General features: G+C 61.4%; 25 protein-coding genes, 1 tRNA gene and 6 pseudogenes. 16 read left to right on the top strand and 16 right to left on the bottom strand.

Going from position 1 to position 22,907, the window contains the following annotated elements:
• The first annotated feature begins 4 nt into the window (after positions 1-4).
• Together SINAR_RS0116000 and SINAR_RS0115995 are read left to right on the top strand one after the other, a co-directional pair.
• A complete protein-coding gene (locus SINAR_RS0116000; RefSeq protein ID WP_033057466.1) occupies positions 5-217 on the top strand; it encodes a DUF2842 domain-containing protein in 213 nt (70 codons plus the stop codon).
• A gap of 10 nt (positions 218-227) precedes the next feature.
• Positions 228-968 carry a metallophosphoesterase family protein gene (locus SINAR_RS0115995; RefSeq protein ID WP_028000038.1) on the top strand — a complete coding sequence of 247 codons (741 nt, stop codon included), beginning with the start codon at positions 228-230 and terminating at the stop codon, positions 966-968.
• A 3-nt stretch (positions 969-971) separates the two neighbouring features.
• Here the strand turns inward: SINAR_RS0115995 and SINAR_RS0115990 are convergent, their stop codons facing one another.
• Entirely contained in the window at positions 972-1,622 is a 651-nt protein-coding gene (locus SINAR_RS0115990; protein WP_028000037.1) for a CatB-related O-acetyltransferase, read from the bottom strand.
• Between the two features lie 329 nt (positions 1,623-1,951).
• On the opposite strand from SINAR_RS0115990, the gene SINAR_RS0115985 reads away from it, so the two are divergent.
• Positions 1,952-3,205 carry a GNAT family N-acetyltransferase gene (locus SINAR_RS0115985; protein WP_028000036.1) on the top strand — a complete coding sequence of 418 codons (1,254 nt, stop codon included), beginning with the start codon at positions 1,952-1,954 and terminating at the stop codon, positions 3,203-3,205.
• Between the two features lie 2 nt (positions 3,206-3,207).
• Here SINAR_RS0115985 and SINAR_RS0115980 read toward each other — a convergent pair whose 3' ends face one another.
• Complete coding sequence (locus tag SINAR_RS0115980) at positions 3,208-5,328, bottom strand: GumC family protein (RefSeq protein ID WP_028000035.1); 2,121 nt, start codon at positions 5,326-5,328, stop codon at positions 3,208-3,210.
• 207 nt (positions 5,329-5,535) lie between these two features.
• Here SINAR_RS0115980 and SINAR_RS0115975 point away from each other — a divergent pair, with 207 nt between their 5' ends.
• From SINAR_RS0115975 to SINAR_RS01000000133575, 5 genes and pseudogenes are all read left to right on the top strand, one after another.
• Positions 5,536-6,111 (top strand): polysaccharide biosynthesis/export family protein, encoded by a 576-nt coding sequence (locus SINAR_RS0115975; RefSeq protein ID WP_028000034.1) that lies wholly within the window; start codon positions 5,536-5,538, stop codon positions 6,109-6,111.
• Positions 6,112-6,116: 5 nt separating this feature from the next.
• Positions 6,117-7,298 carry a glycosyltransferase family 4 protein gene (locus tag SINAR_RS0115970; protein WP_028000033.1) on the top strand — a complete coding sequence of 394 codons (1,182 nt, stop codon included), beginning with the start codon at positions 6,117-6,119 and terminating at the stop codon, positions 7,296-7,298.
• Positions 7,299-7,345: 47 nt separating this feature from the next.
• On the top strand, positions 7,346-8,908 hold the full coding sequence (locus tag SINAR_RS0115965) for an undecaprenyl-phosphate glucose phosphotransferase (RefSeq protein ID WP_028000032.1): 1,563 nt from the start codon (positions 7,346-7,348) through the stop codon (positions 8,906-8,908).
• Positions 8,905-10,149 carry an O-antigen ligase family protein gene (locus SINAR_RS0115960; protein ID WP_028000031.1) on the top strand — a complete coding sequence of 415 codons (1,245 nt, stop codon included), beginning with the start codon at positions 8,905-8,907 and terminating at the stop codon, positions 10,147-10,149. Before SINAR_RS0115965 ends, SINAR_RS0115960 begins: the two co-directional genes overlap by 4 nt.
• Positions 10,146-11,398: pseudogene (locus SINAR_RS01000000133575) on the top strand (glycosyltransferase family 4 protein). The gene SINAR_RS0115960 and the pseudogene SINAR_RS01000000133575 overlap by 4 nt, the downstream one beginning before the upstream one ends.
• A 131-nt stretch (positions 11,399-11,529) precedes the next feature.
• Here SINAR_RS01000000133575 and SINAR_RS0115950 read toward each other — a convergent pair.
• Both SINAR_RS0115950 and SINAR_RS0115945 read right to left on the bottom strand, forming a co-directional pair.
• Complete coding sequence (locus tag SINAR_RS0115950) at positions 11,530-11,961, bottom strand: hypothetical protein (RefSeq protein ID WP_028000030.1); 432 nt, start codon at positions 11,959-11,961, stop codon at positions 11,530-11,532.
• A 259-nt stretch (positions 11,962-12,220) separates the two neighbouring features.
• Complete coding sequence (locus SINAR_RS0115945; RefSeq protein WP_028000029.1) at positions 12,221-12,430, bottom strand: Flp family type IVb pilin; 210 nt, start codon at positions 12,428-12,430, stop codon at positions 12,221-12,223.
• 349 nt (positions 12,431-12,779) lie between these two features.
• On the opposite strand from SINAR_RS0115945, the pseudogene SINAR_RS01000000133570 reads away from it, so the two are divergent.
• Positions 12,780-13,402: pseudogene (locus SINAR_RS01000000133570) on the top strand (putative metallopeptidase).
• 2 nt (positions 13,403-13,404) lie between these two features.
• Here SINAR_RS01000000133570 and SINAR_RS0115935 read toward each other — a convergent pair.
• On the bottom strand, positions 13,405-13,704 hold the full coding sequence (locus SINAR_RS0115935; RefSeq protein ID WP_028000028.1) for a DUF6678 family protein: 300 nt from the start codon (positions 13,702-13,704) through the stop codon (positions 13,405-13,407).
• A 72-nt stretch (positions 13,705-13,776) separates the two neighbouring features.
• Here SINAR_RS0115935 and SINAR_RS1000000135440 point away from each other — a divergent pair, with 72 nt between their 5' ends.
• The gene (locus tag SINAR_RS1000000135440) at positions 13,777-13,950 is read left to right on the top strand and encodes a DUF2280 domain-containing protein (RefSeq protein WP_150823948.1); all 174 of its coding nucleotides are present in this window, start codon (positions 13,777-13,779) and stop codon (positions 13,948-13,950) included.
• 14 nt (positions 13,951-13,964) lie between these two features.
• Here SINAR_RS1000000135440 and SINAR_RS0115925 read toward each other — a convergent pair whose 3' ends face one another.
• Positions 13,965-14,510, bottom strand: coding sequence for a hypothetical protein (locus SINAR_RS0115925; protein ID WP_234710650.1), 546 nt, complete (start codon positions 14,508-14,510; stop codon positions 13,965-13,967).
• Between the two features lie 67 nt (positions 14,511-14,577).
• On the opposite strand from SINAR_RS0115925, the pseudogene SINAR_RS0115920 reads away from it, so the two are divergent.
• Positions 14,578-14,877, top strand: a pseudogene (locus SINAR_RS0115920) (anti-CBASS protein Acb1 family protein); the annotation flags it as partial.
• Between the two features lie 32 nt (positions 14,878-14,909).
• Here the strand turns inward: SINAR_RS0115920 and SINAR_RS0115915 are convergent.
• Entirely contained in the window at positions 14,910-15,218 is a 309-nt protein-coding gene (locus tag SINAR_RS0115915; protein ID WP_028000025.1) for a hypothetical protein, read from the bottom strand.
• Positions 15,219-15,225: 7 nt separating this feature from the next.
• The gene (imm45, locus tag SINAR_RS0115910; protein WP_050577511.1) at positions 15,226-15,543 is read right to left on the bottom strand and encodes an Imm45 family immunity protein; all 318 of its coding nucleotides are present in this window, start codon (positions 15,541-15,543) and stop codon (positions 15,226-15,228) included.
• 53 nt (positions 15,544-15,596) lie between these two features.
• Here imm45 and SINAR_RS1000000138645 point away from each other — a divergent pair.
• The 3 genes and pseudogenes from SINAR_RS1000000138645 to SINAR_RS1000000138180 all read left to right on the top strand — a co-directional run.
• Positions 15,597-15,713: pseudogene (locus SINAR_RS1000000138645) on the top strand (DUF2213 domain-containing protein); the annotation flags it as partial.
• Positions 15,712-16,389: pseudogene (locus SINAR_RS01000000133565) on the top strand (major capsid family protein); the annotation flags it as partial. The pseudogenes SINAR_RS1000000138645 and SINAR_RS01000000133565, both read left to right, overlap by 2 nt.
• 38 nt (positions 16,390-16,427) lie before the next feature.
• The gene (locus tag SINAR_RS1000000138180; RefSeq protein ID WP_272913688.1) at positions 16,428-16,553 is read left to right on the top strand and encodes a hypothetical protein; all 126 of its coding nucleotides are present in this window, start codon (positions 16,428-16,430) and stop codon (positions 16,551-16,553) included.
• Between the two features lie 167 nt (positions 16,554-16,720).
• On the opposite strand, the pseudogene SINAR_RS1000000138640 reads toward SINAR_RS1000000138180, so the two are convergent.
• Positions 16,721-16,825, bottom strand: a pseudogene (locus SINAR_RS1000000138640) (DnaT-like ssDNA-binding protein); the annotation flags it as partial.
• A 132-nt stretch (positions 16,826-16,957) separates the two neighbouring features.
• Here SINAR_RS1000000138640 and SINAR_RS01000000133560 point away from each other — a divergent pair.
• Complete coding sequence (locus SINAR_RS01000000133560; RefSeq protein ID WP_234710614.1) at positions 16,958-17,596, top strand: site-specific integrase; 639 nt, start codon at positions 16,958-16,960, stop codon at positions 17,594-17,596.
• A gap of 129 nt (positions 17,597-17,725) precedes the next feature.
• Here SINAR_RS01000000133560 and SINAR_RS0115885 read toward each other — a convergent pair.
• Positions 17,726-17,802: transfer RNA gene (locus SINAR_RS0115885), tRNA-Pro, on the bottom strand.
• Between the two features lie 193 nt (positions 17,803-17,995).
• On the opposite strand from SINAR_RS0115885, the gene SINAR_RS0115880 reads away from it, so the two are divergent.
• The gene (locus SINAR_RS0115880) at positions 17,996-18,211 is read left to right on the top strand and encodes a hypothetical protein (protein ID WP_028000023.1); all 216 of its coding nucleotides are present in this window, start codon (positions 17,996-17,998) and stop codon (positions 18,209-18,211) included.
• Positions 18,212-18,276: 65 nt separating this feature from the next.
• Here SINAR_RS0115880 and SINAR_RS0115875 read toward each other — a convergent pair whose 3' ends face one another.
• The 6 genes from SINAR_RS0115875 to SINAR_RS0115850 form a co-directional block, all read right to left on the bottom strand.
• A complete protein-coding gene (locus SINAR_RS0115875) occupies positions 18,277-18,807 on the bottom strand; it encodes a MerR family transcriptional regulator (RefSeq protein ID WP_028000022.1) in 531 nt (176 codons plus the stop codon).
• A 214-nt stretch (positions 18,808-19,021) separates the two neighbouring features.
• On the bottom strand, positions 19,022-19,360 hold the full coding sequence (locus SINAR_RS0115870) for an integration host factor subunit alpha (RefSeq protein ID WP_028000021.1): 339 nt from the start codon (positions 19,358-19,360) through the stop codon (positions 19,022-19,024).
• A gap of 93 nt (positions 19,361-19,453) precedes the next feature.
• Complete coding sequence (locus SINAR_RS0115865; RefSeq protein WP_028000020.1) at positions 19,454-20,425, bottom strand: beta-ketoacyl-ACP synthase III; 972 nt, start codon at positions 20,423-20,425, stop codon at positions 19,454-19,456.
• Between the two features lie 18 nt (positions 20,426-20,443).
• Positions 20,444-21,487: a phosphate acyltransferase PlsX gene (gene plsX, locus SINAR_RS0115860; protein WP_028000019.1), complete on the bottom strand. Its 1,044-nt coding sequence runs from the start codon at positions 21,485-21,487 to the stop codon at positions 20,444-20,446.
• 192 nt (positions 21,488-21,679) lie between these two features.
• Positions 21,680-22,231, bottom strand: coding sequence for a YceD family protein (locus SINAR_RS0115855; RefSeq protein ID WP_028000018.1), 552 nt, complete (start codon positions 22,229-22,231; stop codon positions 21,680-21,682).
• A gap of 84 nt (positions 22,232-22,315) precedes the next feature.
• On the bottom strand, positions 22,316-22,852 hold the full coding sequence (locus SINAR_RS0115850) for a ubiquinol-cytochrome C chaperone family protein (RefSeq protein ID WP_028000017.1): 537 nt from the start codon (positions 22,850-22,852) through the stop codon (positions 22,316-22,318).
• Positions 22,853-22,907: the final 55 nt, after the last annotated feature.

Here is a 22,907-nt window from a genome sequence, read left to right as displayed (position 1 = left end):
GAAAATGCCCGTACGTCTCAGAAAACTGATCGGCACCGTCCTGCTCGTCATCCTTGTCGTCGTCTATGCACTTGCGGCCGTTACCTTCGCTTCCCTGCTGCTCGGCGCATCTCCCTGGTGGGTGCATCTTCTTTATTTCTTCTTCACCGGCCTGCTGTGGATCCTTCCCGCGATGCTGATCATCAAGTGGATGGAAAAACCGACCGCCGATCATTGAGGTTCGAGGAATGAGAATTGCGGTCATTTCGGATATTCACGGCAACGATCTCGCGCTCGAGGCCGTTCTTGCCGACATCGACGCGCAAGGAATCGACGAGATCGTCAATCTCGGCGATCACCTGAGCGGTCCGCTGAATGCCGCCCGGACGGCGGAGATCCTGATCGACCGCGGCACCGCGGCGATACAGGGCAACCACGACCGTTATCTTGTCATGCTCGACCCCGCCCGGATGGGATTATCCGACCGCGCCGCCTATGAGGAACTCGACGAGCGCCACATGGAGTGGCTGGCCGCTTTGCCGGCGACCCTTGTCTACCGGGAGGCGCTCTTTCTCTGCCACGGCACGCCGACAAGCGACGAGTCCTACTGGATGGAGGCGCTGACGGGCGATGGTGTCGTTCACATGGCGCAACGGGCGGAGATTGAGCGCTTTGCCGAAGGTGTCGAGCACCCGGTGATCCTCTGCGGCCACACGCATGTCCAACGGGCGTTGCGGCTTTCGGGCGGGCGGCTCCTGATCAATCCGGGCAGTGTCGGCTGTCCCGCATATGACGACGACCGTCCGGTCGCGCACAAGGTCGAGACCGGTTCGCCGGACGCCCGCTACGCCATTGTCGAGCGGGCGTCCGGCGACTGGAATGTCACCTTCCGCTGTGTCGGCTACGATCACATGGCGGCATCGCGCAGCGCGGCCGAACGCAGCCGGCCCGATTGGGCAAGGGCGCTCGCGACCGGGTTCCTCGATTGACTTCTACTGGGCGCCTTCCAGCGCATCGAGATCGGCGCCGGTGATCGCCGCAATGTTGCGCGTCACCTTGTCGATCGGCCAATGCCACCACGCAACCGCCTGCAGTCGCGCGATCGCCGCATCGGGGAAGCGCATTCTCACTACCCGTGCCGGATTTCCCGCGACGACGGCGTAGGGGGGCACATCCTTCGGCACGACCGCTCTTGCCGCCACGATCGCGCCATCGCCGATCGTAACGCCCGGCAAAATGGTCGCCTCCATGCCGATCCAGACATCGTTTCCGACGATGGTGTCGCCGCGATATCCGGTCCGATAGGCGGCAGGATCAAAGCCGTCGCGCCAGGCGCCGGGGAAGATGCCGAACGGGAAGGTCGAGAAGCCGCCGGTCGCGTGGTTGGCTCCGTTCATGATGAATTGTACGCCGGTCGCCAGCGCACAGAAGCGGCCGATCACCAGCCGATCGCCCACGAACTCATAATGATAGAGAACGCACTTCTCCTCAAAGCGCTCGGGACCGTCCGGATCATCGTAATAGCTGAACTCGCCGGCCTCGATCAGCGGCGAGCGCACGATGTTCCTGAGAAATCCGATGCGCGGGAAATCGGCAACGGGAAACGCAGCGCCGGGGTCAGGCGCGGAATGGGTAACTGGCATCGTTCGCTCCAGGGAATGGTCGTCTACAGCGCCGCGTCTTATTCCCGGATCGGCCGGGACTTAAGAATACATGCAGCAGGCGTACAGGTTGTTTCGGCGATCCGGCCGCAGGAAACCCGTCTGGATCCGAACCTATCTCAGCAGCGCATCTGCCCCTCCGTCGAACGGCAGAGCATTTAACGCGCCTTCGCCGATTTTTCCAGTCGCCGCCCGTTCCGGCTTCATATTTCACTAACCGTTTCGTCTGCCGGACATGCGAGCGGCCGCCTGATTAATCAGATCTACCGACATTTGCCGTTGAATGGCGGCATCACGCATGCGGATTCACAATAATGGCAAGTTCCGATTTCACCCTTTCGCCGGAAGCTGCCGGGCGGCACCATTCGGCCGGGCGCGCCGCTCATGCGGGCAGCGCCGACCGGTTCCCGATCTCGATCTCGGTCCACACCGATATGGCCGAACTCGAAGCGGAATGGCGTGCATTCGACGCAAACAGCGGCAATTCGTTGCACCAGAGCTTCGACTGGTGCACGGCGTGGAGAAAGACGCATGACAGCGATCTGCTGATCGTTCGCGGCACGGCTGGCAAGCAGACGCTTTTCCTGCTCCCGTTCGAGATCGGCGGCGGCCGGCTTTTCCGGACTGCCCGCCTGATTGGATCCCGGCACAGCAATCTCAACACCGGTCTGTTTGACAGCAGTGCCTGTGACTCACCCCGCGCGGAGCTCACCGCCGCGCTCGATCTCGGCGTCCGGCGCCCGCTCCGGCAATTCGCGGACGTGATCGTGTTCGAGCGGACGCCGCAGATCTGGCGCGGCGCCTCACATCCTCTCGCCGCCCTGGCCGGTGTGGAGAATCCGAACGCCTCATTCCAATTGCCGCTTCTCGGCACCATGGAGCGCACGCTCGCCCAGATCAATGCCAAGCGGCGGCGCAAGAAGATGCGCATATCCGAAAGGCGTCTCGCCGACATCGGCGGCTATGATTATGTGATCGCCCGCGCGGGGCCGCAGGCTCACGCCCTGCTTGAGACATTCTTCCGGCAGAAGGCGGCCCGCTTCGAGACCCTCGGCCTGCCGGATGCATTCCGCGGTGCCGAGACACGCGCCTTTTTCCATGCGCTGATCGATGCCGCGGCGCCTGAACCGGACAAGCCCCTGGAGCTCAACGCCATAAGGCTGAGGGGCGACCACGCAGGCCGGATTGTCGCGGTCGCGGGCCTCTCGCGCAAGGGCGACCACGTCATCTGCCAATTCGGTTCGATAGACGAGGAGATCGCCGCCGACGCCAGTCCGGGCGAGCTGCTGTTCTACAGAATGATCGATCGGCTTTGCGCCGAAGGGGTCGCCCTCTTCGATTTCGGCATCGGCGATCAGCCTTACAAGCGGTCGTGGTGCACGATCGAGACGCCGCTGCGGGATATCGTTCTGCCCCTGACCTTCCGCGGCCAGGTGGCTGCCGGCGGTTTCCGGATAATTGCCCGGGCGAAGCGGTGGGTCAAAGCCAACGAAACCCTTTACGCCTTCGTTCAACGGCAGCGGCAGCGACGGCAGACATCTTCTGCTGGCGCGGACGAACCGTGACTTCAGGCAGCGCGGCGGTCGGGAAAATCAGGGCCGTACTGCCCCTGCCCGGTCATCAGCACGACGTCGCGATATCCGGCCTCCCCGAAACTCGTCAGCATCTCGACGATCTGATCTTCGCTGGTAGACATTGCCGACAGGATGATCTCGGTTCCCTGCTGCCGCGCCACCTTGGCGACGGCGTCCGCGTCGGCCGCACCGCATTCGATCAGGACCAGGTCGTAGGCGTCGGCGAGCGCATCGATGATGATCTGCAGCCGGTCGATGCCGCGCATCGCCGCATGAGGATCGGCATCGCCATGGGGTATGATATGCGCTTCAGACAATCTGTCGGAATGTATCGACTCGGAAAAGGCGACTTCGCCCACGAGCAAATTCGTGACCCCGGCAAGGTTCTGCGATTGTGCCATGAGCCGCGTCGGACAGGCCGAACCGGAAAGGTCGATCAGCACGACTTTCTGGTCATCCTCGGCCAGAAGGCGCACCAGCATCACGGTCGCCGTCGACCCTTCGTCGCCGCCCGGTGATACCGCGACCGCGATCCGCACGCCATTGGTGCGAAGATGATCGGCAACCGACTCGATCGAAAAGTCGTGCTTCGATGCCGCGTTTTCACCGCTTCCCTCTTCCGCAGCGAGGACAGGTATCGAAACTTCCTCGACGACATCCGGGACTGAAGGCACTGCAACCGGCTGCGTTGCGGCCAACGCATCCGGCACCGCGACCGGCCTTAGCGCCCGGCCGCTGAAGAGTTCGCCCAGCATGATGACGACGCAGCTGACCAGGAGACTCGCAAAGGCAGCGACGACCGTTATCGGCAGTACCTTCGGGAAGCTTTGGCTGGTCGGGACCACGGCGCGCGAAATCACGCGCGCATCGGCCGGAGTAGCGTTCGCAACGGTACGCGAAGTCGCCTCGCGATAACGGGCGAGATAGGTCTCGAGCAGCTGGCGCTGTGCCGCCGCCTCGCGCTCGAGCGCGCGCAGTCCGACTTCTTCCTCGCCCGCCTGCGCCGACTGCGCCTTGAGCGTGTTCAATTGCTGAACGAGCTGCTGCTCGCGCAACTGCCCGACCTTTGCCTCATTTTCGAGGCTCGCGAGAATCTTCCGCGTCTCCGACCGGATCTGCCCTTCGATCCCTTCGAGTTGGGACTTGAGCCCCTTCAACCGCGGATGACCATCGAGCAGCGCCGTCGACAGATCGGCGATCTGCGCCTGAACATTGGCATGGTTCTCCTTGAGGCGCTGGATCATCGGCGAACCGACAATGTCGGCAAGCGTGTCGGCCGGGCGGCCGTCGGCAAGCGCCGTCCGCATACCCTCGGCGCGCGCAGCGGTGTTCGCCCGCTCCGCCCGCACCCGCGCTAGCTCCGTCGAAATGTCGGTAAGCTGGCGCGCGGCGAAATTCTGCGTCTCTCCGGCCGGAAGCAGCCCCGACTCGGCGCGGTAAACCGCGACCCTCGCCTCCGCCTCGCGCACCTTCTCGCGCAGATTGGCGATCTCCGGCTCCAGCCAGCGGCTTGCCTCGGTGTTGGAGTCGAGCTTGGCGCCGCTCTGCAGCGACAGATAGACATTGGCCATTTCGTTCGGAATGGCGGCTGCAAGCTTCGGATCCTTCGAGGTGAAGGCGATGCCAATCACACGCGATTTCTCGACCTGGTAGACCTGCAGCTTTTCGTTGAACTCCTTCAAGACCCTTTCTTCCGGCGGCAACTCGAGCGGATTCTTCTTCAGACCCAGCATCACCAGCAGATCGGAGGCGGCGGAAGGCCGAGCGGAAGGATCGAACTCGTCGAGTTCGTGAAGCTTCATGTTGCGCGCGACCTGCTTGATCAGGTCCGCCGAACGCAGGACCTGCACCTGGCTGAGGATGCCCGACTCATCGAATATTCGGTCGGAGCCGCTCTGCGTTACCTGATTTGAGCCACTGAACTCGGGCTCGCGCGATTCGATGAGAACGCGCGTCTCGCCCTGATAATCGGGAGCGATCATCTTGGCGGCCGCGAAAGCGACGACAGCGGCCCCAACCGTTGCGAGCATTACCCGGACGCGGCGTTGCCAGATGGCCCGAAAAAGTCCGCCGAGATCGATATCCACATCCTGCTGCCCGCCGATACCCGACATGCCTGCACTCCAAAGCTTTCCTGTTTGGCGGAAAGGTAAAGGAACATGGTAACCCAACCGTTAATTGCCGCCGCAACCATCGGAGGCATTCCCTACGAGCAGGACGTCACCCGATGCCGGAAATTCGCGCGGCTGATTTACCGGCTATTAACCCTAACGGATCGATAACATCGGCGAACGGTGATCGTCTCTGGAGCCCCTTGCCGCATGTCGACCGCAGCCCACAAAAGAACAAACGCCTTCGCCGTGGCGATTTTGTCGGCGCTCATCGGCGGTTGCACGCATTCCCAGCCCGCCCCCAAAGGATTCAGCGAAGCGACGGTTCAACCCTATCGGCTGGACAGCGGCGACCGGCTGCGCATAAACGTCTTCGAACAGGCGAGCCTCAGCGGTAGCTATACCGTCGATCAGGCCGGCTATGTCGCCTTCCCGCTGATTGGGGCCGTGCCGTCGCGCGGCCACACGCTTCCGGAACTGGAAGGGATGATCGCCGCGAAGCTGCGCCAGGGCTTCCTCAAGGATCCGGACGTCACGATCGAGGTGGACCGTTACCGCTCCGTCTTCATCATGGGCGAAGTGGGACAGGCCGGCCAATACGCCTACGTTCCGGGGATGACGGTACAGAATGCGATCGCCGTCGCCGGCGGCTTCACGCCACGCGCAAACCAGGCGACCGCCGACATCACCCGCAAGATCAACGGCCGCGTCATCACCGGACGCGTTCCGATAACCGACCCGGTTCTCGCCGGCGACACCGTTTATGTACGCGAACGGCTGTTCTGATCGCCATGAGCGAACGCCCCTTGCGCATTCTTCATTGCTTCAGATCCCCGGTGGGCGGCATATTCCGGCACGTGCGCGACCTTGCCGAAGCGCATGCGAATGCGGGGCATCAGGTTGGAATCCTTTGTGACAGCACCACCGGCGGTGCCCATGAGGACGCGCTGTTCGAAGAGGTTCGGCCCCATCTCGCACTCGGCATCATCCGTGTGCCGATCCATCGCTCGATCGGAGCATCGGACGTCGCGGCGCTCTGGCGCAGCTACAAGGAAATCAGAAGTTTGCGACCGGATGTATTGCACGGGCACGGCGCCAAGGGCGGCGTGCTGGCACGCATCGCCGGTTCAGCCCTGCGGGTCAACAAGTATCGCGTAGCCCGCCTCTATTCACCCCATGGGGGCAGCCTTCACTACGAACGCCGATCCCTGGCGGGTTCGTTCATTCTCCGCATCGAGCGGCTGCAGGAGCGACTTACCGACGCCCTCGTCTTCGTCTGCGAATACGAACGCCGCACCTACGGCGACAAAGTCGGCCCTCCACTGGCGCGCACCGAGCTGATCTATAACGGCATCGACGACGCTGAATTCGAACCGGTCGAAACGGGGCCGGGCGCTGTCGATTTCCTCTATATCGGCATGATGCGGGACCTGAAGGGTCCCGATCTTTTTATCAAGGGATTTGCCGCTGCCGAAGAGATCGCCGGCCGCAGGCTTTCCGCCCTCATGGTCGGAGATGGCCCGCAGCAGCGGCAATACGAAGAGATGACGTTGCGCATGGGTCTCGCAGACCGCATCCGGCTGCTGCCGGCAATGAGGGCGCGTAACGCATTCGCGCTCGCCCGCAAGGTCGTCATTCCCTCCCGCGCGGAATCCATGCCCTATATTCTTCTGGAAGCGCTCGCCGCCGGCAAGCCCGTCATTGCGGCCCGTGTAGGCGGCATACCGGAAGTTCTCGGGAGCGATAGCGAGGCGCTCGTGGAACCCGCCGACGCGGCGGCGCTCGCCCGGCTCATGGCCGACGCCATCCTGGACGAGGGCTGGGCTGACCGGACGATGCCCGACGCGGTGCGCTTCAAATCCCGCTTCGCCGCTTCCGTCATGACCAGACACGTCATGCAGCTTTATCAAGACCTCACGGAGGCATCGCTCGCGCCGCAGGGGGCGGCTGCTTACAACGTAAGCGTTTCTTAGTGGCTTTCTGCTATCCGGGCTAAGGACTTCAGCGCCGGAAAGCGAACATGAACCAGTTTGACAGGCCAGAGACCTTCGACCCCGAAGCACTTCGCAAGAAGGTGTCGGAGATCGGCAAGAGCACCACCGAGCAAAAGAACGAGGGAAGAAGCAAAGCGGGTCTCAACCCACTGGCGCGACAAATCGCCCTTCAATTCCGTGCGGACACCTATACCCCGGCGATGATCACCGGTCTTATCCGGCTTCTGGACTTCTGCGCGCTTTTTGCGATCGGCTACGGCATCAATGCCCAGTATGTCGCACCGACGCTCGACCAACTGCCGGTCTATCTCCTTATCCTTGCCGGTGGCCCCGCCCTCGCCGTCGCCGTCATGCAGCTCGCCGATGCCTATCAGGTGCCGGCTCTTCGCGCCTGGCTCAGGATGACGCCGCGAATCATCGGCGCCTGGACGGCTGCCTTCGGCGTGATTGCGCTTAGTCTCTTCTTTCTCAAATCGGGACATCTCTACTCGCGGTTCTGGATCGGTGCCTGGTTCCTCTTCGGCGCGCTTTTCCTCGTCGCAGAGCGCGCATTCATCGCCTATTCGATCCGCCACTGGGCGAGAAACGGCACCATGGAACGGCGGGCCGTCATCGTCGGCGGCGGCCAGCCCGCGAAGGATCTCATCCGGGAGGTCGAGCATCAGCCGGACAACGACATCCGCATTTGCGGCATTTTCGACGATCGCGACGAGCGCCGGTCCCCGAATGTGATTGCCGGCTATCCGAAGCTGGGGACGGTCGACGAGCTGGTCGAATTCGCCCGCCTCGCCCGCATCGACATGTTGATCATCTCGCTACCGCTGACTGCCGAAAAGCGTATCCTCGAGCTTCTCCGCAAGCTGTGGGTTCTTCCGCTCGACATTCGGCTTGCGGCGCACGCCAACAATCTCCGTTTCCGCCCGCGCAGCTACTCGCATGTCGGGCAGGTCCCGATGCTCGACCTCTTCGACAAGCCGATTGCCGATTGGGATTCCGTGGCCAAGCGATGCTTCGACATTTTTTTCAGTCTCGTGGCGCTCGCCCTGCTCTGGCCCGTCATGGTTGCTGCCGCGATTGCCGTGAAAGTCACCTCGCCCGGTCCGATCATTTTCAAGCAGCACCGCCACGGCTTCAACAACGAGACCATAGAGGTCTACAAGTTCCGTTCGATGTACACGCATTTGAGCGACCCGAGCGCGCGTAACGCCGTGACCAAGAACGACCCGCGCGTGACGCCGGTCGGCCGATTCCTGCGCAAATCCTCGATCGACGAGTTACCCCAGTTCTTCAATGTGCTGAAAGGCGAGCTCTCGCTCGTGGGGCCGCGCCCCCACGCCGTGCTCGCGCAGACGAAGGATCGAACCTATTCCGATGTCGTCGAAGGCTATTTTGCCCGGCATCGCGTCAAGCCGGGAGTGACCGGCTGGGCACAGATCAACGGCTGGCGCGGCGAGATCGACAATGACGAAAAGATTCGGTTCCGGACGGCATTCGACCTCTACTACATCGAGAACTGGTCGCTGCTCCTCGACCTGAAGATTCTCATCATGACGCCGTTCCGGCTGCTCAATACGGAAAACGCCTATTGAACGCCGTTACCGCATCGCGGCCGGTTATCCTACGCCCGCAGCTTGCCGCGATTTCGCTCGTGGGCTCGTGCCTCGTAACGCTTGGCGTATTCCTGTCCGGCTTCGTCATCGCCGAACCCGCGCCCTACGAGATCTTCATGGCGGGGCTCGTCGGCCTCTGGGCGCTTTTCGGCCTGAGGATCTCCCGTGCCACCGCTCCGCTCACGGTCCTTCTCGTCCTGTTCATGATCGGCGGCATCCTGTCGCTGACGGTAATGGCCGATCTTGGAACCGGGCCCATGTATATGGCCGTGACCGGCTTCCTCTGTCTGACGGCGGTCTTTTTTGCGGCCATTATAGAAGACCGTCATCAGCGTCTGCCACTCATCCTCAACGCCTGGGTGGCGGCCGCAATCATGACCGCCCTCCTCGGCATTCTCGGCTATTTCGGCGCGATACCGGGTGCGGCGAACTTCACGCTCTACGATCGCGCAAAAGGAGCGTTTCAGGACCCGAATGTTTTCGGACCGTTCCTCGTGGGCCCCTCCCTTTACCTCCTTCACGGGCTTCTGACGCAGCCGCTCAGCCGGGCACCCCTGAAGGTCGCCGGCCTGCTCGTGCTCACGCTCGGCGTTTTCCTCTCCTTCTCGCGCGCGGCCTGGGCTCTCGACCTCTTCTGCGCCGTCGCTCTCGTATTCGTCATGTTGCTCAAGCAGCGCAGCGGTCTCTTCCGCCTCCGAATTCTCGTGATGACGCTCTCCGGCGCCCTGTTCGTCGTTGCTGCGCTCGCGGTTGCCCTGCAGTCGGACCAGGTCGCGTCTCTCTTTTCGAGCCGCACCCAGCTCGTGCAGGATTATGACGGGGGCCATCTCGGGCGCTTCGACCGCCACCGGCTCGGCTTTGTGATGGCAATGGAAAAGCCGTTCGGCATCGGCCCGATGGTGTTCAGCACCATGTTTCCGGAGGACGAGCACAATGTCCTCCTGAAGAGCCTGACATCCTATGGTTGGCTCGGCTTCGTCGCCTATGTCACGCTCATCCTTTGGACGCTGTCGCTCGGTTTCCGGTTCCTGCTCCTCGAGCGGCCATGGCAACCTTATCTGATGGTCGCCTGGATCACGCTGATCGGCCATGTCGGCATCGGCAACGTAATCGACACGGATCACTGGCGCCATTTCTATCTGCTTCTCGGCATCGTCTGGGGATGCGCCGCGCTGGAACATCGCCATCGAAGGCAGCCCCGCTCCGGAACGTCCGCATGACCACGGGCAATGCCGCGGCGCTCGAGCCGCTCGTTACCCCTTTGCGCCTGCTCGAAGTTTTGGAGCCGAGCGGCGGCGGGTCCGGGCGCCACTTTCTTGATCTGTGCCGCGGCATGCTCGCGCGCGGCCATCATGTCGAGGCGATCTATTCTCCGGTTCGGGCCGAAGACGGCTTCGTGCGCGAGCTCAAGGCGCTCGGGCTTCCCGCCATCCATGCCGTCGACATGCACCGGGCGCCCGGTCCCTCCGACTGGGCCTGCTTTCGCGCCATAAATCGCATCATCCGCACTGCCGGTCCGTTCGACGTCATTCACGGCCACAGTTCCAAGGCGGGAGCCCTGACGCGCCTTCGCCTGCCGGGAAGACACGTGCCGCGCGTCTACACGCCGCATGCCTTCAGGACGATGGACCCGACGCTCGGGCGCGGCGGCCGGATGATCTACGGTGGGATCGAAACACTTCTCGCCCGCTTCTTCACCGATCATCTCGTCACCGTCTCCGGTGACGAATTTGCGCATGCGCTATCTCTCGGCATTTCGGACCGAGGCATGTCGGTCGTCGTCAACGGCGTCGAGACGCCCTCGCCCGACATGGCGCAGACGGTGCGCGCCAGTTTCGGCATTCCGGCCGACGCCTTCGTCTTCGGCTTCATCGGCCGGCTCTCGGCGCAAAAAGCGCCCGAGCGCCTCCTCAATGCCTTCGGCATGGTCGCATCGTCCGTCCGGGACAGCCACCTGGTGATGGTCGGCTCGGGCGAATTGGAGGAAGAGGTACGCGCCGGAATCGCCGCAAGCGGTCTGCGGAGCCGCATCCATCTGAGCTCGGCCTTCACGGGACCTCAGGCGGTGCACGCATTCGATCTTCTTGTGATGCCGAGCCGCTACGAGGCTATGTCCTATGTCATGCTCGAAGCAGCCGCCGCCGGCCGGCCGATCATCATCTCCGATGTCGGCGGCGCCAGAACGGCCGTCGACGATGGAGAAAACGGCTACATCGTTCCAAACAGCGAGGACGTTTCGCCGCTTGCGCGAGCGATGATCGCGGCAGCCGATCCGGATATGTTTCCGCGTCTTGCCGGCGCGGCCGCGGCGCGAAAGGACCGCTTCACGCTGGAACGGATGCTCGATGGAACGGAAGAAATTTACCGGCGAATGGCCGCGCGACGGCACCGGCAGCAGCCGACAAGATCGAATCAAAAACTCTAAACGTCGAAATGCTGAAGATCGCTCAATCACTCCATGGGGGCTAAGTGATTGATTTAATGGTCGGAGCGGCGGGATTCGAACCCACGACCCCTTGACCCCCAGGAGAGAGGTCTAGACGAAGAAGGAACCGCTTCCGCACCGTCTGCTACAAGGTCCAGACTCATCCAGCTGTCTTCTAGGTATACCGCCGCTTGGGGCGAACTCGACCTAGGTCGTCCAGTTCCATTACGCGTCTGCCCGGCAGCCCGAGATATTCATCCACCGAGCGACGGCCACTTTGGTCTTCGACCGTGACCACGAAACGGGGCCCTCGCGAATCCAGCGAGTAGCGGGCTTTTAGCTCGCGGAAAGCTTCAGCTCTATTTCCATGTCGCTGGCAGAGCCCATCCAAGGCTCGTGCGTAATGAGAGATTGCTTTCGCCAATGACGCCGAAGGCTGAGCGCCCGAGGATGTGCCTGCGATGAAATCGACAAGAATGTAACCCTCGGGGCTGGCCGCAGCCTCTCGAAATACGTCCATTTCGTAGACGCCGATCAAGAATCCCATCCCGCTCGCGAAAGAATCGGCGATGTTGTGGCCGACAGATGTCAACTCTCTGAACTTCATGCTCGGAGCTTATCCGCGAGGGGCTGGTTTGCGAAGATCCAGCGTCAGCGCGTGAACATCTTTTTCAACAGCCGGTTGAGAGCGCAGGCAGGGCAACTGCTAAGCCGCGTGGCTTGCGTTACGGCGTGCTTCCCGAGCAGACCTCAGAAAAGAAAAGACCGGTCGCCGCGTTTGCAGTGACCGGTTTCTAGTTGGTGCTGAACAAGCTCGTGAGGAGCAAGTTCGTCTGAAGGACTATAACCTTCGAGTTAAGAAGCGGTTATTGTTGTCCGCCACCACCACCGCCGCCACCACCAGGCTGGTTATTGTCCAACGTGGTCGAGAGATTGGTGAACGTGGTATCGAGCGATTCACCAAGCAGACCGGCGCCACCGATGAGCGCAACAGAGATGAGAGCAGCGATGAGACCGTACTCAATAGCGGTTGCACCCGATTCATCGCGGGCCAACTTCGAAAAAAGCTTCTTCATGTAGTTTTCTCCGGCGTTAAAATGGCTTGTCCGAGTTTTCCCCTCAGATGTCAGTGGTTATACGCCGGGACCGTTTAGAGAATGGCTAATAGGATCAGTTAATTAGGAATAAATAATAATCGTCAAAATTGATCCTGGCACTGAATTTCGCCCCGCCGCAGTACAGGTAGCGGGGCTTTCGCTTAGAGGAGAACGCCCATGCACTACCGCTTTGTGGAAGTGGAAGGTGGAGAGGATGACTCGATCGTGTCGCCAACGAGTGGCGCGCCAAAGGCTACGAGCTTTTTCAGGCCGTTTACAAGACGACCTACCGGTGGGTACTGGTCTTCGAGCTCCGGGACATCGGCCTGTGAGGCCTCAGCCGCCATCCTCAATCTTCGAGGACATCAACTCTCCACGCTTCGTCCCCACCCGACGACTTGCCGGAACGGGTAGAGGCAACTTTCCTGGACCCGGCTTCTCCGCTCCACAACGAGGAGCACGCGCACCTAAACGCATGCCGAGATCGGCTTCCTCTGGACCGTCGTTGAGAACAGCTGCAAGGGCCGCCGCATCATCGGCCAGTGCAAAGAGGGAAAGCCTCAGGGCGCTATGGGCAAGTGGGCCCGCGCCCGTGCCGAGATGCAGATCAAGCAGTGGTTCGGCTTCGTCCCGGATTTCATCATCACGCTTGACGCCGAATATTGCCGGGCATGTGGTGACGCCGAGTTCATGGCGCTGGTCGAGCACGAGCTCTACCACGCAGCGCAGGAGACCGATGCATTCGGCGCTCCGAAATTCAGCCGATCAACCGGACGGCCGGTCTTCACCATCCGTGGCCATGTCGTGGAAGAGTTCGTTGGCGTCGTCCGCCGCTATGGGGCAGATGCAGCCGGTATCCGCGCTATCGTAGATGCAGCCAACCGGCCGCCGGAGATCGCCCGGGCACATATCGCCCACACTTGCGGCACCTGCCAGCTCAAGGTGGCTTGAGGTCAGAGGTAGTCTAACGTCTGGCCTTTCGCGCCGTAGCCGAAGACCCGGAACCCAGCCTCCGTCTCTTCCCCAGGTAGGTGGATCGCCTGCAGGGCAGCTCTGATCGCCTCTCGATGAGAGGGATCATCAGCCGTGATGTCTGCGTAGAGAATGCTCGCATATCCGCCTGACCGAAAATGATAGAACCACTCGCGGTCATCATCGGAATAGTGGCCGTTGACGTCCTTGCAACGCCAGAGCGGCCGCGGATCAAGCGCGTGCATCGCCAAGCGCAGCTCGTCCCACTTCGTGTTGTTCATGACAGGGTGCAGCGGATCCACTGATGTTCGCCTTCGGGTGATAAGTCGACCTGACCGGAGCCTGACACAGACATGGCAAAAGGAAAACTCAGCGAGGAGGTGAAAACCTTAATCGTACAAAGCCTCGCCTGCTTCGACGCACCTTCGATCGTCGTTGAGGCAGTCAGGAAGGAATTCGGGGAGACGATCACGCGCCAGTTCAATGCACTGTTGAGCGCCAGCACGTTCACCTTGGCGAATGTCTGAAATGACGATGTAACTTACGCGATCTGGACGATACGGCTCTTCTGGCACAGCGGGTAGTTTTCCAGAAGAGGCAGCAGCCGTTGGTACATGTCTTGGAAATTCTTTCCATACATGTATAGCGCGGTTTCCAAAGGGCCTTCCCAGTGGCTGTTTACAAAGGCCGCGCCTTCCAAGAGGCGGTCACATTCCTGAAAGACGAAGTTGACGTCACTGTTGGCATAAACCTCAGGCGGCAGGTCGGTGCCATTGATGTAGAGCGCCAACCCTTCGTGCCTGCCAAAATCGAGAACACGGTCCTGAGCGGGGATATGCAAGCGGGAGCCTTTGGGAGCGAGCATTGACTCCAAGGCACGAACTACAAGCTGGACGTTTTCATCGTTGAGTTCGTCGATTTCGATCTCGATATCACAATGAGCAATCTCTCCGCTCTCCTCCTGCAACGTTCCTCCGCCGACCACACGCATGCCAAAGCCCTTCCTTCGCATGAGATCGTCGAATGCGTCTTCCAACTCACCGCGGTGAATCGGTTGGAGTTTGGCGTTCAAACTGGCGATGACCACCGATTTCAAATTCGTACCCTCTGCTGGGCTGTTAAGCCGGCGGAATAGTGAATCAACTAGAACGGGTATGGGTAACATAATTGCATTCGTCCGCGACAGCCTGACGAACATGGTAGCCAACATCGGCACCAGCAGGGACAAGGGCGGCCTCGACGTTCTGCTCGATGCCGATGCTCACCAGAAGGAGCTGCTCAACGCCTATCGGGGCGCTTGGCTCCCCAAGAAGATCGTCGACATCCCGGCATTCGACAGCATCCGCGACTGGCAGGCGAAGAAGCCGCAGATCGAGGCGATCGAAGCGGAAGAAAAGCGGCTGAACCTCATGGGCAAGCTGCTGGAGACCCGCATCAAGGCGCGCCTATGGGGCGCGAACTGACTGCCGCCGCCATATCGCCGTCGTCAGCGTCTTCTAGACCGGCCAAGCCTAAACCCGACGCGATCGGGCGTTAAATCTGGGTCGAGTTCTAGCTCAAAGCCAAAGTTATACCAGGCTTCATAGCTGTTCTTCGCGGTAGGCGGAGCCTCCCAGTAGTGATCAACAATCCAGAACGAGTAGCCGCCGTCGACGTCGGTTGCCTTAATCCCGTGGCTCTCGGAGAGCCAATTTTTGAAGGCATCGCGCTCGCCCGACCAGATGTATTTGATTGCCCATCCGTCGCGCTTCAACTTGGCGGCGATTTCCTGATACTCCAACGTCTCGAAATCCATCGGTCGCCTACTGTTGAATCACGTAACGCTCGATAAAGAGCACTTCCTCGACCGGGCACTCGGGGTAGACCCACTGCATCCAGTTTGCCTTCAGCCAGGCGGTAGAAATGGCCTTGTCTCTTGAGGCGAGTGCCTCCGGCGGCAGATGAAGGAACGTGTGTCCCGCGCTGTGACCCGTGGCCACCATAATCCCAAGAGGGCGTGCTGCCTCGGTAGTTTCCACTAACATGAAGTCTATCAGCTCTTCGTAGGGATGAGAGCCTTTCACGCGGAAGATAGCGCCGCGCCAGATCTGCGGCGCCTCAAGGTCCACGAGCTTTTCCATTGATTTCATCTCCTGCACGCATCGCGGGTAGCACGCAGCAAGGATTGACCACAATGAAATTCACAGACCTTGCACCGATCGCGGGCACGCGACGGACCGCCGACGGCTACCTTGTTGCGGACGTTCGCACCGCTCGCACCGGCATCCAGCTCTATGCCGGTCATGAGATATGACTTCGCGATGATCAGCTCCGGCTGGGAGTGGAACCTCGAGGAGGTCAATCAGGCTGGTCTTTACGGCATCGATCTGAACAGCACCAAGGCCATGTCGGCTTCCGAAAAGGTCGAGCGCCTGCTCAACTCGGCTGCCATGGTCGGCACGACCGAGAAGAACTGGACCGGCTTCGTCAACGATCCGCAGGTCTCGCGTGTCGACGTTGCCACGGATGGCACGGGCTCTTCGACCTTCTGGTCGGCGAAGTCCAACGACCAGATCCTCCGCGACATCAACGACCTGATCTCCAGTGTTCGGGAGAACACGTCGAAAGTCGAATGGGTGGACACCCTCCGCCTTCCGCCGGAAGCCTTCCGGCTCATCGCCACTCGTCGACTCGGCGAAGGCGACGGCCTCCCGACCCTCCTGGAGTACATCCGCCGCAACAACGTCTACACGGCGGCAACGGGTCAGCAGCTCGACATCCAGCCGCTGCGCGAGCTCGCGAATGCCTCCCAGGACGGCGGCGGCCGCATGGTCGTGTATCGCCGGGATTCGGAGGTTCTCCGCTTCGACCTGCCGATGCCGCGCCGTGTCCTCCAGCCGCGCCAGAAGTCCATCATGGGCTTCGAAACCGGCATCATCGCCCGTACCGGCGGTACCGAATGGCGTCTGCCCGGTGCCGCTGCCTAAGGCGACGAAATCACCGCTCCGTAACCAGAGGATCAGTCATGAAGGTCACCAACAACAGCAAGGCGCTGCAGGGCGTCCGCTCCCAGGGGCGGGCGGTCTACATCCGACCGGGTGAGACCCGCGACGTCGACCTTGAAGCGTCGATCTCGAAAAGGTTGGTGTGAAGTGGCGGTGTGGGCTTCGAACCCAGCGCACGCTTCCGGTTAGCATCGGCGTGGGCCGCATCCCGGGCATCATCCCTGCAGGCCTATCCCACATGTCCTGCACATACCGCCGCCGGGTTTGTACCACGGTCGACCGCTCCGCGCAAAGGATGCCCAGTGCCCAACGCTCTACGTGCGGCGGTCTTCTGGGCATCGGTTGTATCATCGGGAAAGACATAGCCCGCTTCGGTTGCGTACGCCGTGAAGCCGTCATTATCGCCGTATCCAGCCATGTCGATCTCCGATGCAAGTGTAGGCCCGGCAGCAAACCGCCGGGCTGATTGTCAGGGCTGCGTTGCCAACTCTTCTTGAGCTCGTCCAGCGGCGACGTGCCCAGCACGCGTGGGGCCGTGAGTAGACGAAAGATGAAAAGCCGATGCGCCTCGTATCAGCCGAAAGAGCGCGTCCGCGAGTTGAAGGCGACCGAGGGTGCAGCGATCGAGCTTGCGACCAGGTCCGATTATCTGCCGATCTTCGATTTCGTTCGCGCGACGGGACTTCGCCTCGAGGAATGCATTCTGCGCTGGTCGGAGGTCGACTGGCAGACGGGGTGGATCACCAAGACCGGCAAAGGCGGCCGGCTGGTCAAGACGGCGATCACGAGCACCGTCCGCGATATCCTGCTGCCGCTCCGCGGTGATCACCCGAAATTCGTCTTCACGTACCAGGCGGCGCGGACCCGGACAGGGAAAGCGTCATACAAGGGAGACGGGGAAGGAAGGAACAAGGGCGATCGGTACCCGATCACCTATAGCGGCCTCAAAACGCAGTGGAAGAAAATCAGGGCGAAGGCCAAGGTCGAGGATTTTCGCTTCCACGATTTCCGACATGATCTGGCGACGAAGCTCCTGCGCAAGACCGGAAACCTGAAAACGGTCCAGAAGGCATTGAGCCATGCCGATATCAAGACGACGACGCGCTATGCTCACGTCCTCGATGAGGAGGTCGCGGAGGCCTTGGGATCACTTTCTCGTGCGAAAAAGGCACAAAGGAAGAACAAATGACCGGGATCGTTCGGGACTTTTTCGGGACTATTCGCTCCCGAACAGTGATTCTGAGCGCGTTTCGTTCCCATTTAACCGGCATGGCTTACGAAAGCACTCAATGCAATGCATTGAAGTTAAAGGGGAAAATGGTCGGAGCGGCGGGATTCGAACCCACGACCCCTTGACCCCCAGTCAAGTGCGCTACCGGGCTGCGCTACGCTCCGACCCGCTTGGTTACAAGCCCGCCCTCATTAGTTGGAACACACGCCCGACGCAAGGGGAAAATGGAGTTTGTCACCTGTTCCTTGAATTGGAACGAACCGCTGCCCCAGGGCAAGCAGCACGACAACAGTTTTGTGATTTGGACCGACGCGCCGCGCTGGCTAGACTGCCCCTGCAAACCACAGGAGAAGCCCGATGAAGAGCATCCTCGTACTTGCAGCCGCCTTCACCTTATCGGCGACGGCAGCTTCAGCCGATTGCCTGGGACATTCCAAGACAACGGCATCGGCCGACACGGTGGACAAGGAGATCACGACGGCGAGCGTGGCAAAGGCCGAGCAGTCGACCGCCGACAATCTCCTTCTGAAGCAGAAGACAGAACAGCAATCAACGCAAGAAGCGGCAGAATAACAGCTTGGTAGCCGGCTCGGGTCTCGTCGCGGCGCGTTCGAGGCCCGTTTCCGCGTGCCTCCCGATCACCGAACCTGATCGAGCAGACGCTTGCATTCGAGAAGGTCGTAGAGCGCTTCCTGCAGCAGCGCCCTGTCTTCCTTGCCGACGGACGTTTTGCCGACCGTTATCTCGGCCTCGTCGCTGCCGCCGCCGAAGGAGAAGAAGCGGCGGCTAGCCGGTGCCTTGGGACGACCGACGATCTGGTCTTCTTCCGCCACGCCCGTCTTGGGCGGCACCGGCTCTTCGTTGCTGGACGCTGCAAGCGCCTCGACGGTCGCAAGATCGCCGCTCGCGATGGCGGCGACGAACTTGTTGCCGTTGGCCTTCAGAAGCTTCTGCACGCCCTTGATCGTATAGCCGTGATCGTAGAGGAGATGGCGAATGCCCTTGAGCAGGTCCACGTCCTCGGGGCGGTAATAGCGCCGCCCGCCCCCACGCTTCATCGGCTTGATCTGCTGGAACCGCGTTTCCCAGAAGCGGAGCACGTGCTGAGGGAGATCGAGCTCGTCCGCGACCTCGCTGATGGTGCGGAAAGCATCCGGACTTTTTTCCATGTGGTCCCCATCTCCATAAGGCGCGTCGGAATCTGGATCGACCCCTGCGACGGATTTCTCACTATCCCAACCGCTGCGCGGCCCCGGTCGGTGCGTACTCGCCGCGCGAGATCGGCAGGCGACGCACGTCGTCATGCGATGATTACACGAATCACGCCCATTTCAATGGCTTATGGATGGGTTTTCAACCGCATTTGTGGGCGCCGACGGCAGTTCAGCCGGCCGGGTTGGCCGGCTTCTGCTTGGATTTGCGGCTCAGATGCGCCTTCAGGACCCGCTGCTTCAGGACATTCGAAGCCTTGAAGGTCATCACCCGGCGCGGCGAAATCGGCACTTCTTCGCCGGTTTTCGGGTTCCGGCCGATGCGCTCGTTCTTGTCGCGCACCTGGAACGTTGCGAAGGAAGACAGCTTGACGCTCTCGCCACGCACGATTGCGTTGCAAATCTCGTCGATAACGGTCTCTACGAGTTCGGCGGACTCCGTTCGAGACAGACCCACCTTGCGAAAAACCGATTCAGCCAAGTCTGCCCGCGTTACTGTTTTTCCGCTCATCTTCCCCCACCGATGTCTGGCATGCCGATCAGCGAGTGAAGACTATTGCCCTTGTCTTTTCCGGTCAAGCGCCTGCCGCAATTCATTATTTTCTTACCAGCGCAGGAGAATGGAGCCCCAGGTGAAGCCGCCGCCCATGGCTTCGAGCATTACGAGGTCGCCCTTCTTGATACGTCCGTCAGAGGCGGCGGCATCAAGGGCAAGCGGAATCGACGCGGCGGAGGTGTTTCCATGCAGATCGACGGTAACCACAACCTTATCGAGAGGGATTCCAAGCTTCTTCGCCGAACCATCGATAATGCGGCGGTTTGCCTGGTGCGGAACCAGCCAGTCGATGTCGTCCGCGGTGGTCCCGGTCGCCTCGAAAGCAGCCTCGATCACGTCGGTGATCATGCCGACCGCGTGTTTGAAGACCTCGCGCCCTTCCATCCGGAGGTGGCCGACAGTGCCGGTCGTCGACGGCCCGCCGTCGACATAGAGCTTGTCGCGGTGGGCGCCGTCGGAGCGCAGTTGTGCCGTCAGGACACCCCGATCGGTTTTAGTTCCGGTCCCCTCCTGCGCCTCGAGGACGATCGCGCCGGCGCCGTCGCCGAAGAGCACGCAGGTCGTACGGTCCGTCCAGTCGAGAATGCGCGAGAACGTCTCGGCACCGATGACCAGTGCGCGTCTGGAGAGACCGCCGCGGATATAGGCGTCGGCCGTCGCGACCGCATAGACGAAGCCGGAGCAGACCGCCTGCATATCGAATGCCGCACCGTGACGCATGCCGAGGCGGTTCTGGATATTAACCGCGGTTGCCGGAAAGGTGTTGTCCGGAGTGGACGTTGCGACGATGATCAGGTCGATGTCGTCCGGTGTCAGGCCGGCTCGCTCGAGCGCCGCACGCGCCGCAGCCTCCCCGAGAGATGCGGTCGTCTCGCCCTCGCCGGCAATATAGCGCTGGCGGATGCCGGTCCGCTGTACGATCCATTCGTCGGACGTGTCGACCTTGGATTCCATTTCCTTGTTGGTCATCACTCGCTTCGGCAGTGCTGCCCCGAAGCCGCGCACGACAGAACGGATCATCTACTCAAACCTCATCATTCATGCCCGCGGAAGGGCTTCGGACGGCTGGGCGCCGTGATAGCGTGCCAGGTCGGCCTCGATCTTGGCCTTGAGGCCGTTCTTCACCATGTCGTAGCCGACGTCGATGGCCGCGGCGAAGCCCTCGGCGTCCGCGCCACCGTGGCTCTTGATAACAATCCCGTTGAGGCCGAGGAAGACGCCGCCATTGACCTTGCGCGGATCCATCTTCTCGCGCAGCCGGTCGAAGGCCCCCTTGGCGAAGACATAACCCACCCTGGCAAGAAGCGTGCGCGACATCGCGGCGCGAAGATATTCCGCAATCTGACGCGCCGTTCCCTCGGCAGCCTTCAGCGCGATGTTACCGGAAAAACCCTCAGTGACCACAACGTCGACGGTGCCGCGGCCGATGTCGTCCCCTTCGACGAAACCGTAATATTCTATCCCTTCGATGTCCGCCTCACGGATCAGACGCCCGGCCTCTTTTACCTCTTCCTGGCCCTTGATCTCCTCGACGCCGACATTCAGAAGGCCTACGGAAGGCCGCTCGACCTCGAAGAGGGCGCGAGCCATCGCGCCGCCCATCAGGGCGAAATCCATGAGCTGCTGCGCGTCCGCGCCGATAGTCGCACCGACATCGAGAACGATGCTTTCGCCCTTCAGCGTCGGCCAGATGGCGGCGATCGCCGGACGCTGTATTCCCTGCATCGTTCTCAGGCAGAACACCGACATCGCCATCAGGGCGCCGGTGTTTCCGGCCGATACGACCACATCCGCTTCATCGGCATTGATCGCGTCGATCGCCTTCCACATGCTCGACTTGCCGCGTCCGCGCCGGAGCGCCTGACTTGGCTTCTCGTCCATGCCGACGGCGATCTCGCAATCGTGGAACGTGCTGCTTGCCTTGAGCTTCGGGTGCTTCGCGAGCAATTCAGTGCATCGCGCTTCCTGGCCAAAGAGAACGAACTTTATGTCCGGGTGGCGTTCGAGCGCTCTCGCTGCGCCCGGGATGACGACCTCAGGACCATAGTCGCCTCCCATCACGTCCAGTGAAATTCTGACCACGCGCGTCTTATCCTTTTTTCCCGCCGCGCAACATGTCTCGCCCCAAGCATTCAAGCGGCGCGATCCATGTTCCTTCTGCTGGTTGGGCCGGCTTGCAATGTCTCGGCGCAGCGGCCCCTTCGGCTGGAGTCGGGCCAAAATACTGCTTTTCGTCTGCGTGACAACCGAATTGTAAGCCGGGCCTCAGCCGTTTCAATCCTTTTTCCAGTCCTTCAGCACTGCGAACGGGTTCGGGCGTTTGTCTTCCTCGGCGGAGCTTTCGATGCGGGCTCCGAAAACCGCACCCGGCTTGCGCGGATAGGGATCGATGGCGAGCGCCGCGTGCTCGCTGACGACGACGCCGGCATCGATGGTATCGCCCGTGAAGGTATCGGGCAGGTCTGGCCCGTCCGGGTCGACGATCATCTCGCCGCCATCGCTGTCGGCCTGTCGGGCGAGCTTCGACCCCTCCGGAACGAAGATCGCCTCCACCGGCTCCCGAATATCCGACTCGACCGGCTCCAGCGTCACGACGCAGGTCTGTACGATGTGCGCGCGAACCTCGCCCCTGATCTTCACGCCGTCCTTTTTCCAGCGCGCGATCTGCAGGTCCGCAGTCAGGGAGGAGACGCCGTCGACGCGCCAAAGCTTGGCAAGTGCGCGCAGTTCGGCCTCGTTCGCCGACAGATGCACGGTGACGGGATTTGCCGATATATGCCCGACTTTCACCGGATAGGAGAATGCCGATTTGCTCTCTTGCTTCATGTTCAAGTCCTTCCTCGCACCGGCGCCACGGCAAGGCGGCGGCCGGCGCGCTGCCATTTCAATCGACGAACGATCACGGCGCTCTTACGTTCCGGCCGAGGGGATGCGCAACTGACCGGTCTCGACTGCCTCTTCGGCTGTATCCGAGAGCACGGACTCGACCGCAAGAAGGTAGGAGGCGAGGCCTCTCATGGACGGCGCGTCCTCCACGCCGGCATGAAAATTGCGCCGCAACGCGGCCGCCAGGGCGCCGGCGTCCCGACCTTCGAGCGCCGCCGCATAGGATTCGAGACGGCCATAGAACATGCCCGCGAGTTTCTTCATCTTCTTCGGCACGCTGACATCGCCGACGCCGAGCTCGCGGATGGAATGATCGACATCCTCGAAGAACGCGTCGACAATCTCCTGCGCGATCTCCTGGCCCGCTCGTGCGGAGGTGCGCGTGCGGCGGAAATAGAGAATGAGAATCGCCGACAACATTTCGAAGCGCCCCATGACCGTGTCGGGCACATCGAGATCGGTATAGAGGAACGGCTGGCGCGCCGCTGCGGTCAGCGCCGCATATTGGCGTGTCACAATCGCAATATTGCCGCTTTTTTTCTTGAACAGTCCAAAAATCATCACAGAGGCCGGCTGGCTTTCTCGAAATCAGGGGCAAGCGCCCCATGACCATGTT

Origin of the sequence: Sinorhizobium arboris LMG 14919, from assembly GCF_000427465.1 — a bacterium.
Classification (GTDB): Bacteria; Pseudomonadota; Alphaproteobacteria; order Rhizobiales; family Rhizobiaceae; genus Sinorhizobium; species Sinorhizobium arboris.
The sequence above is the reverse complement of the archived record's forward strand: the minus strand, read 5'-3'. Positions and strand labels throughout refer to the sequence as shown.

Bases quoted from the DNA above. Each gene is read 5' to 3' on its own strand.
- SINAR_RS0115980 (WP_028000035.1), bottom strand. From the start codon at position 5,328: ATGTCGGGTATCGGCGGGCAGCAGGATGTGGATATCGATCTCGGCGGA.
- imm45 (WP_050577511.1), bottom strand. From the start codon at position 15,543: ATGGAAAAGCTCGTGGACCTTGAGGCGCCGCAGATCTGGCGCGGCGCT.
- SINAR_RS0115935 (WP_028000028.1), bottom strand. From the start codon at position 13,704: ATGAACAACACGAAGTGGGACGAGCTGCGCTTGGCGATGCACGCGCTT.
- SINAR_RS0115945 (WP_028000029.1), bottom strand. From the start codon at position 12,430: ATGAAGAAGCTTTTTTCGAAGTTGGCCCGCGATGAATCGGGTGCAACC.
- SINAR_RS0116000 (WP_033057466.1), top strand. From the start codon at position 5: ATGCCCGTACGTCTCAGAAAACTGATCGGCACCGTCCTGCTCGTCATC.
- SINAR_RS0115875 (WP_028000022.1), bottom strand. From the start codon at position 18,807: ATGGAAAAAAGTCCGGATGCTTTCCGCACCATCAGCGAGGTCGCGGAC.
- SINAR_RS1000000138180 (WP_272913688.1), top strand. From the start codon at position 16,428: ATGAAGGTCACCAACAACAGCAAGGCGCTGCAGGGCGTCCGCTCCCAG.
- SINAR_RS0115880 (WP_028000023.1), top strand. From the start codon at position 17,996: ATGAAGAGCATCCTCGTACTTGCAGCCGCCTTCACCTTATCGGCGACG.
- SINAR_RS0115850 (WP_028000017.1), bottom strand. From the start codon at position 22,852: ATGATTTTTGGACTGTTCAAGAAAAAAAGCGGCAATATTGCGATTGTG.
- SINAR_RS0115990 (WP_028000037.1), bottom strand. From the start codon at position 1,622: ATGCCAGTTACCCATTCCGCGCCTGACCCCGGCGCTGCGTTTCCCGTT.
- SINAR_RS0115965 (WP_028000032.1), top strand. From the start codon at position 7,346: ATGAACCAGTTTGACAGGCCAGAGACCTTCGACCCCGAAGCACTTCGC.
- SINAR_RS0115870 (WP_028000021.1), bottom strand. From the start codon at position 19,360: ATGAGCGGAAAAACAGTAACGCGGGCAGACTTGGCTGAATCGGTTTTT.
- SINAR_RS0115915 (WP_028000025.1), bottom strand. From the start codon at position 15,218: ATGGATTTCGAGACGTTGGAGTATCAGGAAATCGCCGCCAAGTTGAAG.
- SINAR_RS1000000135440 (WP_150823948.1), top strand. From the start codon at position 13,777: ATGGCAAAAGGAAAACTCAGCGAGGAGGTGAAAACCTTAATCGTACAA.
- SINAR_RS0115975 (WP_028000034.1), top strand. From the start codon at position 5,536: ATGTCGACCGCAGCCCACAAAAGAACAAACGCCTTCGCCGTGGCGATT.
- SINAR_RS0115970 (WP_028000033.1), top strand. From the start codon at position 6,117: ATGAGCGAACGCCCCTTGCGCATTCTTCATTGCTTCAGATCCCCGGTG.
- SINAR_RS0115865 (WP_028000020.1), bottom strand. From the start codon at position 20,425: ATGATCCGTTCTGTCGTGCGCGGCTTCGGGGCAGCACTGCCGAAGCGA.
- SINAR_RS01000000133560 (WP_234710614.1), top strand. From the start codon at position 16,958: ATGAAAAGCCGATGCGCCTCGTATCAGCCGAAAGAGCGCGTCCGCGAG.
- SINAR_RS0115950 (WP_028000030.1), bottom strand. From the start codon at position 11,961: ATGAAGTTCAGAGAGTTGACATCTGTCGGCCACAACATCGCCGATTCT.
- SINAR_RS0115855 (WP_028000018.1), bottom strand. From the start codon at position 22,231: ATGAAGCAAGAGAGCAAATCGGCATTCTCCTATCCGGTGAAAGTCGGG.
- SINAR_RS0115995 (WP_028000038.1), top strand. From the start codon at position 228: ATGAGAATTGCGGTCATTTCGGATATTCACGGCAACGATCTCGCGCTC.